20 protein-coding genes are annotated in these 15,343 nt (G+C 51.6%); 14 read left to right on the forward strand and 6 right to left on the reverse strand.

Features of this window, described 5'->3' with window-relative positions:
* Positions 1-10 precede the first annotated feature (10 nt).
* The 9 genes from RC74_RS06700 (at position 11) to RC74_RS06740 (ending at position 4,578) form a co-directional block, all read left to right on the forward strand.
* Entirely contained in the window at positions 11-394 is a 384-nt protein-coding gene (locus tag RC74_RS06700; protein WP_039000276.1) for a FlgB family protein, read from the forward strand.
* A 16-nt stretch (positions 395-410) separates the two neighbouring features.
* Positions 411-803: a flagellar basal body rod protein FlgC gene (gene flgC / locus RC74_RS06705; protein WP_039000275.1), complete on the forward strand. Its 393-nt coding sequence runs from the start codon at positions 411-413 to the stop codon at positions 801-803.
* An 11-nt stretch (positions 804-814) separates the two neighbouring features.
* Positions 815-1,102, forward strand: coding sequence for a flagellar hook-basal body complex protein FliE (fliE, locus tag RC74_RS06710; RefSeq protein WP_039000274.1), 288 nt, complete (start codon positions 815-817; stop codon positions 1,100-1,102).
* Complete coding sequence (locus RC74_RS06715) at positions 1,103-1,372, forward strand: flagellar biosynthetic protein FliQ (protein ID WP_039000273.1); 270 nt, start codon at positions 1,103-1,105, stop codon at positions 1,370-1,372.
* Positions 1,373-1,375: 3 nt separating this feature from the next.
* Positions 1,376-2,089: a flagellar hook-basal body complex protein gene (locus RC74_RS06720; RefSeq protein ID WP_039000272.1), complete on the forward strand. Its 714-nt coding sequence runs from the start codon at positions 1,376-1,378 to the stop codon at positions 2,087-2,089.
* Between the two features lie 17 nt (positions 2,090-2,106).
* The gene (gene flgG, locus RC74_RS06725) at positions 2,107-2,892 is read left to right on the forward strand and encodes a flagellar basal-body rod protein FlgG (protein WP_039000270.1); all 786 of its coding nucleotides are present in this window, start codon (positions 2,107-2,109) and stop codon (positions 2,890-2,892) included.
* 62 nt (positions 2,893-2,954) lie between these two features.
* Positions 2,955-3,311, forward strand: coding sequence for a flagellar basal body P-ring formation chaperone FlgA (gene flgA / locus RC74_RS06730; protein ID WP_335339580.1), 357 nt, complete (start codon positions 2,955-2,957; stop codon positions 3,309-3,311).
* Positions 3,312-3,321: 10 nt separating this feature from the next.
* Entirely contained in the window at positions 3,322-4,050 is a 729-nt protein-coding gene (flgH, locus tag RC74_RS06735; protein WP_039000268.1) for a flagellar basal body L-ring protein FlgH, read from the forward strand.
* A 15-nt stretch (positions 4,051-4,065) separates the two neighbouring features.
* Entirely contained in the window at positions 4,066-4,578 is a 513-nt protein-coding gene (locus RC74_RS06740; RefSeq protein WP_039000267.1) for a flagellar basal body-associated FliL family protein, read from the forward strand.
* 195 nt (positions 4,579-4,773) lie between these two features.
* On the opposite strand, the gene RC74_RS06745 is transcribed toward RC74_RS06740, so the two are convergent.
* From RC74_RS06745 to mgtE, 6 genes are all read right to left on the reverse strand, one after another.
* Complete coding sequence (locus tag RC74_RS06745) at positions 4,774-5,952, reverse strand: winged helix-turn-helix domain-containing protein (RefSeq protein ID WP_039000265.1); 1,179 nt, start codon at positions 5,950-5,952, stop codon at positions 4,774-4,776.
* Positions 5,953-6,131: 179 nt separating this feature from the next.
* Positions 6,132-7,103: a zinc transporter ZntB gene (locus RC74_RS06750; protein ID WP_039000264.1), complete on the reverse strand. Its 972-nt coding sequence runs from the start codon at positions 7,101-7,103 to the stop codon at positions 6,132-6,134.
* Positions 7,104-7,155: 52 nt separating this feature from the next.
* Entirely contained in the window at positions 7,156-8,199 is a 1,044-nt protein-coding gene (locus RC74_RS06755) for a succinylglutamate desuccinylase/aspartoacylase family protein (RefSeq protein WP_039000263.1), read from the reverse strand.
* Positions 8,199-9,104, reverse strand: coding sequence for a 30S ribosomal protein S6--L-glutamate ligase (gene rimK / locus RC74_RS06760; RefSeq protein ID WP_039000262.1), 906 nt, complete (start codon positions 9,102-9,104; stop codon positions 8,199-8,201). Before rimK ends, RC74_RS06755 begins: the two co-directional genes overlap by 1 nt.
* A 37-nt stretch (positions 9,105-9,141) precedes the next feature.
* Positions 9,142-9,570, reverse strand: a complete 429-nt coding sequence (locus tag RC74_RS06765) for an ATP-dependent zinc protease family protein (RefSeq protein WP_236940040.1) — start codon at positions 9,568-9,570, stop codon at positions 9,142-9,144.
* Positions 9,571-9,599: 29 nt separating this feature from the next.
* A complete protein-coding gene (gene mgtE / locus RC74_RS06770; protein WP_039000260.1) occupies positions 9,600-10,973 on the reverse strand; it encodes a magnesium transporter in 1,374 nt (457 codons plus the stop codon).
* Between the two features lie 80 nt (positions 10,974-11,053).
* Here mgtE and RC74_RS06775 point away from each other — a divergent pair, with 80 nt between their 5' ends.
* The 5 genes from RC74_RS06775 to RC74_RS06795 all read left to right on the forward strand — a co-directional run bounded on the left by RC74_RS06775 (position 11,054) and on the right by RC74_RS06795 (position 15,321).
* Entirely contained in the window at positions 11,054-11,335 is a 282-nt protein-coding gene (locus RC74_RS06775; protein WP_039000337.1) for a hypothetical protein, read from the forward strand.
* A gap of 92 nt (positions 11,336-11,427) precedes the next feature.
* Positions 11,428-12,054: a paraquat-inducible protein A gene (locus RC74_RS06780; RefSeq protein ID WP_039000259.1), complete on the forward strand. Its 627-nt coding sequence runs from the start codon at positions 11,428-11,430 to the stop codon at positions 12,052-12,054.
* On the forward strand, positions 12,030-12,674 hold the full coding sequence (locus RC74_RS06785; RefSeq protein WP_052274590.1) for a paraquat-inducible protein A: 645 nt from the start codon (positions 12,030-12,032) through the stop codon (positions 12,672-12,674). The genes RC74_RS06780 and RC74_RS06785 overlap by 25 nt, the downstream gene beginning before the upstream one ends.
* Positions 12,671-14,755, forward strand: coding sequence for a PqiB family protein (locus tag RC74_RS06790; RefSeq protein ID WP_039000257.1), 2,085 nt, complete (start codon positions 12,671-12,673; stop codon positions 14,753-14,755). Before RC74_RS06785 ends, RC74_RS06790 begins: the two co-directional genes overlap by 4 nt.
* 2 nt (positions 14,756-14,757) lie before the next feature.
* Positions 14,758-15,321, forward strand: coding sequence for a PqiC family protein (locus RC74_RS06795; protein ID WP_039000256.1), 564 nt, complete (start codon positions 14,758-14,760; stop codon positions 15,319-15,321).
* Positions 15,322-15,343: the final 22 nt, after the last annotated feature.

Consider the following 15,343-nt stretch of genomic DNA (forward strand, 5'->3'; position numbering starts at 1 on the left):
AGAAGCCCCGATGTTTGATAAACTAGATATTATGCGCATGTCGCAAGCGATGGCATCGCACGCAAGTACCCGTCAGGCGACAATCGCCCAGAACGTGGCCAATGCAGATACGCCCGGGTACAAAGCCCGTGATGTTGTCGCCTTTTCGGATGCCTATGAGGGCACCAATGAGAAACCTTTGCGAGCATCTCGTGAAGGCCATCTTACAGAGGCCGACCGAGGCTTCACACCTACCATTGTAACCGACACAACGCGCGGCGCGCTGTCCCCTAACGGCAACTCTGTTTCCTTAGAAACGGAACTTATGCGGGCCAGCGAGACACGGCATCAATTTGATACCGCAATTTCAATCTACAAATCTTCGCTGAATATTCTGCGAACAAGCATCCGTTAAAAGGGAGATTCCAAGAATGAGTGATTTAATGAAAACTCTCGCGCTATCCGCGAGCGGTATGCAGGCCCAAGCCACACGGCTTCGCCACGTTTCCGAGAATATCGCGAATACCGACACCCCCGGCTATCATCGTAAAACGGCCTCTTTTGAAGAGGTGATTTCCGAAGGGCTCCGCACAGGGGAGGTCAAAGCCGGCGATGTAAAGCTGGACCGTTCTGAATTGAAACGGATGTTTGACCCCGCAAACCCCTTGGCGGATGAAACCGGTCACTATGATGGATCGAATGTCGATCTAGTGGTCGAAATTGCTGACGCGCGCGAAGCGCAGCGCAGCTACGAGGCGAATCTCAAAATGTTCGATCAGGCGCGACAAATGTCGTCTGCTCTGCTCGAACTCCTTCGCCGTTAGAGGAGATCAGAATGGATTTCAAATCCTCAATAGCTGCCCAACAATACGCAGCAACCAGACCCGCGACAGCGCCGAAGCCTGACGCGGGCGGCGGGGAGGCCTTCGCTAAAGTTGCTCAGGATTTTGCCAGCACGCTCGCCAACGGCGAGAATCAAGCGAAAGCAGCAATGATTGGTGGCGCCGATCCCAATGCCCTTGTGCAGGCTCTGGCGCAAACTGAGCTTGCTGTGGAAACGGCAGTGACGGTTCGCGACAAGGTTGTCGAAGCGTATTTAGAAATTTTACGGATGCCAGTGTAAATTATGGATGACATCGTTTTTTACGACACCCTTCGGCAGGCCCTGTGGATTGCAGTTTTAGTCTCCACCCCCATTTTAACCGTCGCCCTTGTTGCCGGCGTTGCGGTTGGGTTGTTTCAAGCTTTGACGTCAGTTCAAGAAATGACGCTCACTTTCGTCCCTAAATTGGCGGCCATTTTGATTGTGTTTTGGATGACCATGGGCTTCATGACGGAGACATTGGTTGCGTTTTTTACGGACCAAATTGTCCCTTTGATCGTGGGGGTATAGCGCATGGATAATGCAAGTTATACCACCCTCACCCGTCAATCAGGCTTGCAGCGCGAAATGCAAACTGTCGCCAATAACTTAGCCAATTTGGCCACAACGGGATTTCGTAAAGAAGGGGTCATTTTCGCAGAGCATGTGAAGGCCTTGGGCCGCGATGACCCCAGTCTCTCAATGGCCACAGCTTCGGTGGCCAACACGGATTTACGACAAGGCTCATTGAGCCAAACCAACGGCACATTCGACTTCGCCATCGAAGGTGAAGGCTTCTTTATGGTTGAAACTGCGGACGGAAATCGTCTGACCCGAGCAGGTGCTTTTACCCCAAACGGGGAAGGTGATCTCGTTACGCATGATGGTAATCGACTTCTCGATGCTGGCGGTGCTCCAATATTTGTACCCGCGGGGGTCGCAGATTTGCAGGTTTCCGCAGACGGAACCTTGAGTGCGGATGGCCAACCTCTCTCACAGATCGGGTTATTTCAGCCTGAAAACCCATTCGATTTGCGCCGTGAGAACGGTGTCCGTTTTGAATTTACTGGCGAAGTTACACCCGTAGAGAACCCGACAATTCTGCAAGGTTTTGTCGAAGATTCGAATGTGAACCCAGTCGGCGAAGTCGCTCGAATGATTGAGGTCCAAAGGGCTTACGAGCAAGGGCAAGGGTTTCTTGAGAAAGAAGATGAACGCATCCGTGCCGTAATTAGGGCTCTTGGTTAAATGAGAAAGGATTTTTCATGCGCGCGCTACAAATAGCAGCCACCGGAATGGCGGCCCAGCAAATGCGGGTTGAAACGATTTCGAACAATCTCGCGAATATGAACACAACGGGGTATAACGCTCGACGAGCCGAGTTCGCCGACTTGCATTATCAACAGCAGACGCGGGCCGGAACGATTAATGCCGCGGATGGAACGATTGTTCCAACTGGGGTGCAGCTCGGCCTTGGCGTTCGTCCATCGTCCGTAACGGTTGAATTATCCCAAGGTAGCTTAGGCGCGACAGGCGGTGACCTTGATCTCGCGATTGAGGGTCTCGGTTATATTGAAGTGACTCTCCCTTCAGGGCAGTCGGCGTTCACGCGAGATGGCGGTTTAAAGCGATCTGCTGACGGCCTAATTGTCACATCAGACGGGTATCCCGTCGTTCCAGAAATCACGATTCCCTCCGACGCTCGCAGTATTTCCATCAATGCCGAAGGTGAGACCTATGCCTATTTTAACGACCGAGTAGAGCCCGAGTTGCTGGGGCAATTGTCCATCGCCGGGTTTTCGAACTCAAAAGGGCTTGAGGCAATTGGATCGAACTTGTTTCTAGAATCCGCCGCGTCCGGTGCTCCTACTGTCAGTACCCCCGGTGAAAACGGTCTGGGAACACTGCGCCAAGGATATCTTGAGAATTCGTCTGTCGATGCCGTTCGAGAGATCACAGAATTGATCGAAGCTCAAAGAGGATACGAGCTAAATGCGAAAGTGTTGACCGCAGCAGATCAGATGCTCGGCGCAACAACGCAAATCCGATGATGAAGTATCTATTGTTCATATGCGCGCTGACTGCCGCAAACGTATCGTATGGAGAAACCCTTGTGGCGGCTCGAACGATCCCAAGTCACACAATCATCTCGCCCGCAGATGTAGCAATAAAAGACGGCAATACCCTTGGCGCGCTAACGCTTTTGGAAGAGGTCATCGGACAAGAAGCTCGCGTGGCAATTTACGCTGGCCGACCAATTCGAAGGAACGACATCGGCGCGCCTGCACTCGTTGAGCGCAATCAAATCGTCAAACTCGCCTATTCCAACGGCGTCCTGAACATATCAGTCGAAGCACGTGCATTGGGACGCGGGTCGGCAGGGGATGTGCTCCGCTTTATGAATCTAGACTCACGCACAACAATTTCAGGGACTGTTCAAGATGATGGCTCAATTCTCGTCACAAAATAGAGGAAAAAAAATGAAGAAAATCTCGATTGCTTTTCTATCCGTCGCTTTTTTGTTCGGCTGTCAGTCGTTGAGTGAAGTAGGGCAAGCGCCCGAATTTACGGAAACCAGAGGCTCGCTTGAATATTCGTCGATGATGTCACCCGGTTTTCCCGTTTCGCTTGAACCAACGAGCAGGAAAGATGCGGCCTCATTGTGGAGTGGAGAAGATCAGTCGCTTTTTAGCGATCGCAGAGCGCTGCGCCGTGGGGACATCTTGACCGTCGTCATCGAAATCGATGAAAAAGCCGAAATTTCGAACACCTCCTCTCGAGACCGAACCGGCAATACATCGATGGGAATTCCTCAGTTTTTTGGAATTCCACAGCGCCTTGATGAAATGCTTCCTCCTGGGGCTTCAATGGCCGATGCTGTTGAAACAAATTCGTCTACATCCCACCAAGGCAGTGGTTCCGTTCGAAGAAATGAAAAGCTTACGTTGAAGGTGGCAGCGACAGTCGTTGATGTTCTCCAAAATGGGGTTTTTGCTATCAAAGGCTCCCAAGAAGTCCGTGTAAACTTTGAAATAAGAGAGCTGTTGGTTTCAGGATATGTGCGACCAGAAGACATTTCACGCCAAAATCAAATCACGTATGACAAGATTGCCTCGGCTCGGATTTCATATGGCGGCCGCGGGCAGATTACCCAGGTTCAACAGCCATCTTACGGTCAGCAAATCAATGATATTATTCTTCCATTCTAATCTAGAAAGCTCCAGATGAAGAAAATACTACCTATTCTTATGGCTGTAATAGGTATCTGTGCCGGTATTGGCGCCGGTGTCGCGATTAAGCAAGAGCCAGAGGAGCCAAGTATCGTGTGTGAACCTGATTTGCACGACTCTTCCGGCCTTGAGGTTGCTGACGCAGCACCAATTCCTGCTGACGAAATGGATTCGTCAACTCATGAATATGTGAAGTTGAGCAACCAATTCGTAATCCCCATCGTAGAGGATGGGAGGGTAAAAGCTTTGGTTGTACTTGCTCTAAATTTGGAGGTGGTTTCAGGGTACAGCCAAGCTGTATTTGCACTCGAACCCAAGCTAAGGAACGCATTCCTTCTTGTTCTTTTCGATCACGCAAATGCTGGAGGCTTTGAAGGTTCATTTACGAGCAGCAACAATATGATGATTTTGCAAAATGCCCTTCTGGAGTCTGCTCGCAAAGCACTAGGCAATTCGGTTTCGGACGTCCTAATAACGGATGTTGTTCGGCAGGAGTCCTTTGGATAATTGTCCGCGACTTGGAGTTTTCTCCGACCGAGACTACAGCTTTCGCCTCTTGCCACTCAGCTCCCTATGAAGGGCCAGTCGCTCCTGCGGCTTAATCTCGCGGGCAAAACCAAGAAACTGGAGCGTGGTTAGTTTTGCTTTAAAAACTTGAACTGAATTACTGCATGTGAATTGGTGTTTCGCCCGAAGGGCTACTTAGCTCCATGAAACCGAATGCGTTCCGACGAAACGTGCTAAACGATCCAATTCGGCTTCGAGTTTCTCTCTTCTGCTCGATGGCCAATTAGTGCCGGACTCCGGCCAAAAATTAAGGACGTGTAGCACCAGATTTTTGCGATCGGCCTTCAATTCGATCCGCCCAACAAAACGGTCACCCTCCAAAACCGGGAATACATAATAGCCCCAAATACGTTTTGCGGCGGGTACGAACATTTCCACTCGGTACTCAAAACCAAAAAGTCGACTCAATCGGTTCCGGTCGCGGATCACTGGATCAAATGGATTCAATATCCGCAACCGTGATGTAGGTGGCTTAAGATTCGCTATGCGCTCCTCTATGTCCGCCGGAGCAAGAGCTTCGAGGAGCGTTCCTTGCGCGGTCACGATGTCAACCCGCCGCACATCGCTTTTCGCCTCGACCCAGTTGCGGACTTCGGTTCTATCCACGGCTTCCCAAAATTTTTGTACCTCGGCAATCGTACCAAATCCCATTCGGTCAAGTGCCGCATGGCAAAGCCAATCAATTTGTTGTTGGTCCGACAGATGCGGTGCTGTGGTCGGCTCGGGGTAAATCCGCTCCGCCAGATCGTAATATTTGGTAAAGTTAACGCGGTGGGACGTGGCAAGTTCGCCAGTGTACCACATATAATCCAATGCCAACTTATGCGGCGGGCGTGACCACATTTTCTTTGGGCCAGTGATCTTCGTGTCAAATGCGTGGGTAGAAAGCGGGCCTTCGGCAGCGATACGTGATTTGATAGCTTTCCGCGCAATCGTGTTGGGCAATCCATTGAACCAGCTGGATTTATCCAGATATTCTCGTTTGCGGCGGAACTGACGGCGCCACATGGGAAGAAATTCCATTGGAATTATCGAAGCGTCATGGGTGAAATGCTCAAAAACGCTTCGATGTTTTGCCAACATCTCGTCCAACAAATGCTCGCGGTATTTCTGGTTGCGACTCCATAATATATGGTGGTGGGCGCGTGAAACAATTTGGATTGAATCTAATTGCACAAAACCCATTTTGCGGATGATGCCAAGCGCATCAAGTGGCCCCGTCGGAGCTTTGCCCAGCCCCTGAGAATGCAGCCAAAGCCTGCGCGCGGTTCGGTTGTCGATCCTAAGAGGTGTCTCTTTTGTTGTCCTAACCACCGAGACCCACTTTAAAAATGTGCAGGGCTTTCAGTTTCAAGGTGCCCGCAAAAAGGAAATATAGCCGAATATGGGTTTGGAAATCCAACTCTTTCAGCGCTCAAATGAAATTCGGTTTCGGACGCGGCGCCCGCGGAAACACTCACCGGCATTACCGTTTGAACAGAACTCTTTTTGGTTCAGAGCCACTTTAAGCGCCTAAAAACTGCATAGAGCACGAGGCCGAGAAATGCTGATCCGCCCGTTACCGCCAAAAAGCCATACCTCGAATCAAGCCCTGGCATTCCGCCAACATTGATCCCGAACAGGCCTGTTAAAAACCCTAGCGGGAGGAATATTGCAGCAACGACAGACAACACATAACTGTTCCGACCTAGGGTTGTTGCGTGGAGCATGTCTAAATGCTCTTGAATGACGTGCAAGCGATCTGATGTCGCATCAAGTTCTTCCATCGTGCGGACGGCACGGTTTGCAACTTCCTTGAGGACGTCGCGCTGGTGGGGTTCGAAAGTCCAAGTTGAGCCGCTCGATAAATCAGCGATTGCCTCGGTTTGTGGGCGGACGAATCGTCTTATTTTTATGACGCTGTGACGCAACGCTGAAAGCTCACCGCTTACGCGTTGTACTTGGCTCATTGCGCTATCTTCAACCGCATCAGTGCCTTCTACTAAATCCAACGACACTTTCTCTATGCGTTTGGTAAGGCCATATGTCAATTCAGCGAGAAATGCGCCAATATTTTCTGGCCCGACCCCAGTCTCCATTTTCTGACGAATAGCATCGACAGCCCATATTTTTCGGGCGCGTGCGCTTACAATAAGACCCTCCTGAATCCACAATCGTACGGAAACCATGTCATTTGGGTCCGCGCCGGGATTGAGGTTTACGCCACGCAACGTAAGGATCATCCCATCCTCCAATCGGTCGCACCGTGGACGTGTTTCTGGCTGAAGCAATGCTCTTGCGGCTGTGCGTGGGAGGACCTGTTCAATCCAAGCCTCCAAATTGGCATCATTCAAGTCAAAATGTAGCCAAAGATATCCCGTCGCAGGAAGTTCAATCTTGGGGCCGAGCGGAGCCACAATGCGCTCGCACCCCCCCTCAGAGGACACATTAAAGGCACATATGGGTTTGGGGCTCGTCTTCAACATCAAGGGCCCTTTCAAAATGGCTTCGGCAAAGATTGGTGCGACTCAAAATCCGCTAAATAATTTCGTCCTCATCAAAGAGAGGATCATCCGCGAGTTGCTCGCTCAAATCCTCAACGTTTTCGGTTGTCTTTGCAACCGACGTCACGCGCGCCAAGTGAAAAACAGCGTCCCCTTCGTTGACGATTGGCATAACAGCTCGTCCAATAACGATGCCATTAAAGGGCGCAATAATTTCTTCATCCACTTGCCCAAACGGATCCGATACAGAAGCGATGACCTCACCCTTTTTTACAACGTCGCCATCGCCACGGAAATTCCGCAACAACCCACCCATGGGGGCTCGAAGCCATTTGCTAGATGCACAGTATTGCGAGGGCGCCTTGGGTTTTGCCACTCCCTTTGCCGAAATCATCCCCATGTGGCGCAAAATTCGTAAAATTCCCGCAACACCGGACCGCACTGACATTTCGTCAAAGCGGAGCCCTTCACCCGCTTCAAACAAGAGCACATCCTTGCCAAGCGCCTTAGCCGCTCCCCGCATGGAACCTTCCCGCAAAGGCGACTGTAAAATCACAGGCGCACCGAAAACCTCGGCCAATTCCGCAGTGCGTGGCACATCGGGGGAAATCCGGATCTGTGGCAAATTGGTGCGGTGTATTGCTGCTGAATGTAGATCGATCCCAAGGTCACTTCGGGCGACCACTTCGGTTAAAAACAGATAGGCCAACCGCGCCGCCAAGGAGCCGCTAGGGCTTCCAGGGAACGAGCGATTCAAGTCGCGCCGATCTGGCAAGTATCTAGAATGATTTATGAACCCGAACGCATTTACGATCGGAACCACAATCAATGTGCCGCGCAAGGTTTTCACATTTGACGTCCGCAACAGACGGCGCACAATCTCAACGCCAATCACTTCGTCCCCGTGCACACCCGCGCTAATGAATACCACAGGTCCGTTGAGTTTTCCGTGAATGACGTGCGCCGACATTGAAACGGGTGTGTGATCGGACATGACGCTTACGGGTAGGTCAACGGTTCTTCTGGTGCCCGGTAGAATTTCTTGCCCCGCAATTATAAAACTTTTGCGCGTTGGCATTAACCCTTACCTTTTGTTTTGGTCGCATAGGGTTTTGCCGATTTTTCAATGTATTCAATGATTTTTCCGGCCACATCCAAACCTGTTGCTTTCTCTACACCCTCAAGGCCCGGAGAGGAGTTTACTTCCATCACAACGGGGCCGTGGTTGGCGCGCAGCATATCAACGCCACAGACATTGAGACCCATGGATTTGGCGGCACGGGACGCGGTTAAACGTTCTTCAGGCGACAGTTTAATCAACTTAGCCGAGCCACCGCGATGCAGATTCGAGCGGAAATCGTCGCCCGCGCCTGTGCGTTTCATCGCCGCAATTACCTTGCCGCCGACGACGATCGCGCGGATATCGGTGCCACCGGACTCCTTGATGAATTCTTGCAAAAGGATGTTCACCTTCGCGCCGCGAAACGCTTCTACAACTGATATAGCGGAACGATCTGTATCAGCCAGAACCACGCCAATCCCTTGCGTGCCTTCAAGCAATTTAATCACCACAGGCGCCCCGCCCGCGAGCTTCAGAACTTCCTTGGTTTGCTTGGGGTCGTGGGCGAATGTTGTCACCGGAAGGCCAATGCCGTCGCGGGCCAAAAGTTGCATAGAGCGCAGTTTGTCGCGTGAGCGCCCGATGGCGACACTTTCGTTGAGAGGGTAAACGCCCATCATCTCGAACTGGCGCAATACGGCAAGGCCGTAAAACGTAATCGAGGACCCAATGCGTGGAATGACCGCGTCAAAACCCTCAAGTTTTTCGCCGTTGTAGTACATTTCTGGACGGCGAGACGCGATGTTCATGTAACAACTCAGGGTGTTAATGATGTGAAACTCATGTCCGCGTTCTTCGGCAGCTTCTTTGAGGCGTTTATGGGAATATAGGTCTGGATTCCGAGCCATCATTGCGATTTTCATTTTGTAGTCCTTCCGCTTAAAGAGCGCCGCTGTTAGGTCAGTTGGCTGTTAAGTTTGTTCTGTGTGTGTGGACGGCAATATTGTGCTTTTTCAACGCGGTTCTACCCACGATCATTGGGAATCGCATTTTACTTCGATCGGTTAAAGATACTGAAATCGGCCAAGATTGTCCTGCAATATGGAGTGCGGCACGGATTACGATGCGCTCTTCCGGTATACCACCCGTGTTTTTAATATGGCGAATGTCATAAATTGGTGTTTCCACTCGGACGTTCGGTGCTTCGTCATGGAGTTGAGCCACAAACCGCACCCAGAGTTCGCCGTCCTTTTGAAACGGAGTTATCTCAGTTGCATGCAGGGCGGACGTTCGCGCGCCGGTATCTATTTTGGCCCGAATATTTGGCAGGGAAAGCTCAGGCAGCGAGACATGCTCAATCCATCCGATAACCAAAGGGGCTTTTTTCATAGGCATAGTTTTTCTCAATCAGCGCTAAATTATATCAGCCAAGGCATCATGAGTGATGCGAGACTCAAAACAAAGAAGAAACCGGCCATATCGGTCACGGTTGTGAGCAAAGGGCCGCTTGCGGCAGCAGGGTCTTGTCCCAAGCGTTTGAGCAAAAGTGGGACCACGCCCCCAATCGACACGGCGAGCATGGTGTTAAGCGCAAGCGCGAGGCCAATGACGAGGCCAAGAGCCGGATTGCCCTTCCAGACCCAAGCCACGATTCCAATGAGAAGACCAAGTGCAATACCGTTAATCACACCCACGGTGATTTCTTTCATCCAGACTCGCGCGGCATCTTTGGGGCGGACCAAACCGAGGCTCAACTCACGCATACTGACACCGACCGCCTGATTTCCCGAACACCCTGACATGTCCGAGACCATCGGTAGAAAAATTGCGATGGCGATCACGGCGGTAAGGGTTTCCTCATAAGCAGATATAACAGAAGCCGCGAGGATATTGAGGACGATATTGGCCGAGAGCCACGCCAAACGCCGCTTCGATCGCAACCACGTCGGCATTGAGCGCAACTCATCCCCAACAACACCCTGCAATTTCATTGTCTCGGATTCAGATCGTTCGAGCAAAGCTTGGCTCACAGCTGCGCGCGAAACCACGCCCACGAGCTTTCCATCTTCTTCAATGACGGGCACTCCGAGGAAGGGATGTTTGTCAAAGATATCCTCAAGCTCAGAAAGACTAGCGGTGACTGGAACCGTTATTGGCTGCACCATGATTTCGGTCAGACGATCAGACCGTTTGGACGTCAAGAGGCCACGTAGAGATACCACGCCAATAGGTTGGGAATCCGCGTTCAAAACGTAAGGGTGTTGCCCGCGGTACCGGTCCACATCGTTGTCGTCACTGGCCAATTGACGCAGGACAGCCCCGACGGTTTGCGTGTCCGAAAATACAAAGACCTCGGCCATCATCAAGCCACCAGCGGTGTCACCGTCATAGTCGATGAGACGGCGAACATCCGCAGCGTCTTCAGCATCCATTTGCTGCAAGATCGCTTCGGCATCTTCGTATTGCATGTCACCAATAAGGTCGGCCTGAATGTCGGAGTCCAACTCCTCCATAATCTCGTAGGCGCGCAGAACCTCAAGGGTCTCCATGAGGTCGGCACCCGTTTCGTGGGGCGCTTCCTCAATGATTGCCGCCGCAAGCTCTGCGGAGATAAGGGACAGAACAGTCGCACGCCCAGCGGAATCCATTTGTAAAATTTCGCGCAAGGCTTCTGCGAGAGACAACGGTTCTAGGAGGTTTTGCAACGCAATAGCATCGCCGCTTTCGACCGCACTATACAGTGCGTCTGAAACTTCGATGGGTTGGTCGATCTGTTCTGGGTCCATAGTCATGAAAAATCTCCTTGCCCCCCTATAAATGGATGTATTTATTTGTCTATAGACAAAATTTATTTACCTTATATAAATTCGATATGAATAATTTTGAACACACAGCCAAACAGCTCAGCGCACTTTACCTTACCAGTTTCGGCGGTAAAGACTCTGGGCGCTACCGAATTGCCTCAAAAGTTTTACGCGATATGCTAGACCGTAAGCGATTGTATCCCGAAGATATTCAGAACCTTTCGCGGGCACTTTTAGAAGAAGGCTATATACTTATTGATATGGATACGTTTTTTGTTGTTTTGAGTGCGAAAACGTTTGTGAATTATCGTCGTGCAAATGCGGATTCAGTTTTGGGTCTTGAGGACTAGGGCGGCATCCAAACACCGAAGCAATTGCGGTGGGATTTAGAAATAGAATGGGTGCTCTGTAGTCTGCACTCGAATTAGGATAATTATGTTTGATGTCTGAAGCGCCTGCGATTCCCCTTAGCGACTTGATCGTCTGCCCGCATTGTGATGCGGTTTATACGTTGCGCCGCCCTGAGAATGGGGAAAAGGCGTCGTGCGGCCGCTGCGGAGCTGACCTGATTACACCCCGCCGCAAAGCAGGGCTGCAAATTATTGCTGTTTCGCTTGCGATTGCCATCTTGATTATCGCAGCAACTGTCTTTCCATTCCTGACGATAGATGCGGCTGGAACAACTAACTCGATGTCGATCCTAGATGCGGTTTTTGCGTTCAATCACGGGTTGCTCATTGCGCTGTCTCTCGCCATGGCTTCGCTTATTATTGTCATTCCCCTGACGCGCGCCTTGTTGGGAATCTATGTGCTTGTACCAATTGTGCTAGACCGCCCGCCCGCCCGCGGAGCAGTTCACGCCTTTCGCCTGTCGGAAGCGTTACGGCCTTGGTCGATGGCAGAAATATTTGCAATCGGGTGTGCAGTTGCGTTGGTCAAAATAAGTGGTATTGCGGACGTGTCATTTGGGCCGGCGTTTTGGATGTTTGTAGCTTTGGTGATATTAACAATATTCCAAGATAATTTTGTATGTAGGTGGTCGGTATGGAACTCGCTGGACAAGGCCTAGACATCGTGAGCGCGCACGACCTTGGGGTTGTGGCGTGTACGCGTTGCACACAGGTTTGGCCTGTGGGCACACCTGCGTGCGGTCGTTGTGGCAAAAAAATTGTCTCGCGCGAAGTGAAAAGCATGCAGCGGGTTTGGGCGCTCTGGCTGGTTGGGCTTATGTGCTATGTACCAGCAAACGTGTATCCGATGCTGCAAACCCGCACTTTGGTTTTTACGCAAGAAAATACAATTGTTGATGGGGCGATTGAACTTATGCACCACGGTTCCTTTGCTGTCGCTTTCATCATCCTTTTCGCCAGTGTGGTCATCCCCGTTGGAAAATTCATGGCCATTGCCTTTTTGGCTCTCTCCGTGAATCGCGCGTCCAACGTCACGAAACACCAACGCCAATTTGTCTACGAGATGGTGGAGTATATTGGTCGATGGTCAATGATCGACATCTTTGTCGTTGCGATTATGTCGTCTCTGGTGCAACTCAATACGATCGCGTCTATTAATCCCGGTCGTGCCAGCCTATTTTTCGCCCTCTCGGTTATTTTCACAATGCTATCCGCGCAAGCTTTTGACAGCAGAATGATCTGGGATGTCCAAGCCAAACAGAAAGCCATCAAAACATGAATGATCGCCCACCTCCCGTTGCTATCAAACCGGCTCGGAAATCCTTTTTTGATCGCGCTTCAATTGTCTGGGTGATCCCCTTGGCGGCGCTGGTGGTCGCGCTCGGCGTGGCTTGGCAGGCCTATAACAGCCGTGGACCATTGATCGAGATTGCGTTTCAAAACGGTGCTGGCATCGCTGCAAATAAAACAGAGCTGAGGTATCGCGACGTCACAGTTGGTGTTGTTGAAGGTATTGAATTCGCTCCCGACCTTGCTGCGGTCATCGTTTCTGTGCGCTTGCACAAAGAAATCGCACCCTTTGTGGATGTCGCCTCAAACTTCTGGGTCGTGAGGCCCGAAGTGAGCGCCAGTGGCGTTACCGGCTTGGATACGGTTTTGTCCGGCGTTTATATTGAAGGCTCATGGGACAGTACGATCAGTGCCAGAGGGACAAGTTTCAAAGGGCTAGTAGATCCGCCGCTTTCCCAGCAAGGGAGAGAAGGTCTGGAGATCGCAGTGCGTTCCACGTCTGGCGGTAGTTTGACCGACAACAGCCCGATCACATTTCGCGGGATAGAAGTTGGTCGCATCGGAAAAGCACGCATTTCGGTCGAGGGAAGTTATGCAATTGCCGAGGCCATCATTTATGATCCGCACAGCCAGTTGATTACGCCCTCAACACGGTTCTGGGACACCTCTGGATTTACGTTTTCGGTTGGTGCGTCAGGCGCAAAACTCGATTTTTCCTCACTTGCCACCCTCTTAGGCGGTGGTGTGACCTTTGACACTTTCGTTTCCGACGGCACACCTGTCGCCAGCGGGACCGTCTTCGAAGTTTTCACCGACAAAGCAACGGCCCGCAACAATCTCTTCGTCGGGGCCGAAGTCGAGACCGTCGAAATGCGTGTGGTCTTTGAAGAGAATATCTCGGGGCTCGCCGTAGATGCACCTGTCGAAATCAATGGCTTGAAAATCGGCAAAGTACAAAGCGTTTCGGGGATAATTGATGCAAAAACTTTCGGTGATAATCGCGTACGACTGAATGCCGTGCTGTCGATCCAACCCGCGCGCCTTGGGTTGCAGGGCGAGGCGTCGCCCAAGACCGCGCTAGAGTTCTTATCGCGACGGGTTCAGGAGGGTTTGCGCGCGCGTCTAGCTTCCACCAGTATCTTGACGGGAGGCCTTAAAATTGAACTTTTACAGGTCGATAACGCGCCAAAAGCTGTCATGTTGACTGGTGAGGGCATCGTGCCTGTTATTCCGGCAACGAAAAGCGAAATCACAGATGCCGCAGGCACTGTCGAAGGTGTGCTAGATCGCATTAACAAACTACCCATCGAGCAGCTCCTCCACAGCGCCATTGATTTCCTCGATAGTGCCGAGGCCGTGGCTTCCGATGGAAACTTGCGCGAAATACCAAAAGAGGTGAGTGATACATTGATTGAGGTTAGAAATTTTGTGTCATCGAAAGATATTCAGAATATTCCAGTCTCCCTCAATGCCGCGATTGTGCGCTTTGAAACGTTGCTCGCTGAAGTGGAAAAAGAGAAACTCGCAACTCAGCTCGTTGCGGCCGTCGATGCCGCCGCGGCTGCGGCAAACAGCGTGACGGAATCTGTCAAAGGTGTACCAGCGTTAGTTGCACAAATTGAGGCCGTTGCGGTAAGGGCCGAAGAACTGCCCCTTGAAGACTTAACGATCCAACTTACCCGCCTCACTGAGTCAGCTGACGAGTTCATCAGCTCGGACGCCACTCGTGCGCTACCGCAAGAATTGGGGGCTGCTCTGACTGAAATAAGCACGATCCTAAATGAATTGCGCGAAGGCGGAAGCGTCACCAATGTCAACGCAACGCTAGACTCCGCTCGCCAAGCAGCGGATGCGGTTGCGACCTCCACCAAAGATCTTCCGGCATTGGTGGACAGTATCAAACGCATTCTAAATGAAGCCAGCGCAACAATCGCAGGGTATAACAGCGGAAAAGTATTAAGTCGTGACGCCCAAGAGACCCTGCGCGACATTTCAAAAGCTGCGGCGGCGATGACATCTCTGGCCCGCATGCTGGAACGCAATCCCAGCGCCCTAATCCGAGGACGATAACCATGAGTTTTTTCAGAACTTCCCTTGCCATAACCGCTTTAACGCTTGCTGCCTGCTCAGGCCCTGCTGATCGATATTCCGTCGCTCCGCCCGCTGTTACAGAATCGATACGCATCGGGTTTCGCTCCATAGAAGTGCGTGAAATATCTCTGCCAACCTATGCCGCGGCCGATGAAATCGCACTTCAGGACGCGAGCGGTAAATTGGTAACTGAGAGTGGGGCACTCTGGGCTGATAGCCCCGAACGTGCGGTTGCCATGGAACTCTCTCGCGCGCTTTCGAAGCTAACAGGGGCGCGCGTGGCATCGTCGCCATGGCCGCTTGAGGCTTTTCCTGATGCTCGTCTAGAAGTTCGCTTTGAAAGCCTAATTGCACGGGGTGACGGCCAATATCATGCAGCAGGTCAGTATTTCGTCGGGGTGAGTGATGGTGGCCGCGAACGCTCAGGCCTCTTTGAACTGGCCGTTCCTTTTGACCCAAACGGGGGACCGCAAGCCATCGCAGTGGCACGTGGTCAGCTCATCCTCGACTTGGCTAAATACATTGCCCGCAGCGGATTAAACTGAGGCAAACGGGAATAAAGATCGG

It is taken from the genome of Falsihalocynthiibacter arcticus (genome assembly GCF_000812665.2).
Taxonomy (GTDB): domain Bacteria; phylum Pseudomonadota; class Alphaproteobacteria; order Rhodobacterales; family Rhodobacteraceae; genus Falsihalocynthiibacter; species Falsihalocynthiibacter arcticus.

Excerpts from the sequence above, each read along its gene's own strand:
- RC74_RS06755 (WP_039000263.1), bottom strand. The coding sequence starts at position 8,199 with ATGCCAACGCGCAAAAGTTTTATAATTGCGGGGCAAGAAATTCTACCG.
- RC74_RS06765 (WP_236940040.1), bottom strand. The coding sequence starts at position 9,570 with ATGAAAAAAGCCCCTTTGGTTATCGGATGGATTGAGCATGTCTCGCTG.
- flgH (WP_039000268.1), top strand. The coding sequence starts at position 3,322 with ATGAAGAAAATCTCGATTGCTTTTCTATCCGTCGCTTTTTTGTTCGGC.
- RC74_RS06775 (WP_039000337.1), top strand. The coding sequence starts at position 11,054 with ATGAATAATTTTGAACACACAGCCAAACAGCTCAGCGCACTTTACCTT.
- RC74_RS06790 (WP_039000257.1), top strand. The coding sequence starts at position 12,671 with ATGAATGATCGCCCACCTCCCGTTGCTATCAAACCGGCTCGGAAATCC.
- RC74_RS06720 (WP_039000272.1), top strand. The coding sequence starts at position 1,376 with ATGGATAATGCAAGTTATACCACCCTCACCCGTCAATCAGGCTTGCAG.
- RC74_RS06780 (WP_039000259.1), top strand. The coding sequence starts at position 11,428 with ATGTCTGAAGCGCCTGCGATTCCCCTTAGCGACTTGATCGTCTGCCCG.
- RC74_RS06700 (WP_039000276.1), top strand. The coding sequence starts at position 11 with ATGTTTGATAAACTAGATATTATGCGCATGTCGCAAGCGATGGCATCG.
- mgtE (WP_039000260.1), bottom strand. The coding sequence starts at position 10,973 with ATGACTATGGACCCAGAACAGATCGACCAACCCATCGAAGTTTCAGAC.
- flgC (WP_039000275.1), top strand. The coding sequence starts at position 411 with ATGAGTGATTTAATGAAAACTCTCGCGCTATCCGCGAGCGGTATGCAG.
- rimK (WP_039000262.1), bottom strand. The coding sequence starts at position 9,104 with ATGAAAATCGCAATGATGGCTCGGAATCCAGACCTATATTCCCATAAA.
- RC74_RS06785 (WP_052274590.1), top strand. The coding sequence starts at position 12,030 with ATGGAACTCGCTGGACAAGGCCTAGACATCGTGAGCGCGCACGACCTT.
- RC74_RS06740 (WP_039000267.1), top strand. The coding sequence starts at position 4,066 with ATGAAGAAAATACTACCTATTCTTATGGCTGTAATAGGTATCTGTGCC.
- fliE (WP_039000274.1), top strand. The coding sequence starts at position 815 with ATGGATTTCAAATCCTCAATAGCTGCCCAACAATACGCAGCAACCAGA.
- RC74_RS06750 (WP_039000264.1), bottom strand. The coding sequence starts at position 7,103 with ATGTTGAAGACGAGCCCCAAACCCATATGTGCCTTTAATGTGTCCTCT.
- RC74_RS06795 (WP_039000256.1), top strand. The coding sequence starts at position 14,758 with ATGAGTTTTTTCAGAACTTCCCTTGCCATAACCGCTTTAACGCTTGCT.
- flgG (WP_039000270.1), top strand. The coding sequence starts at position 2,107 with ATGCGCGCGCTACAAATAGCAGCCACCGGAATGGCGGCCCAGCAAATG.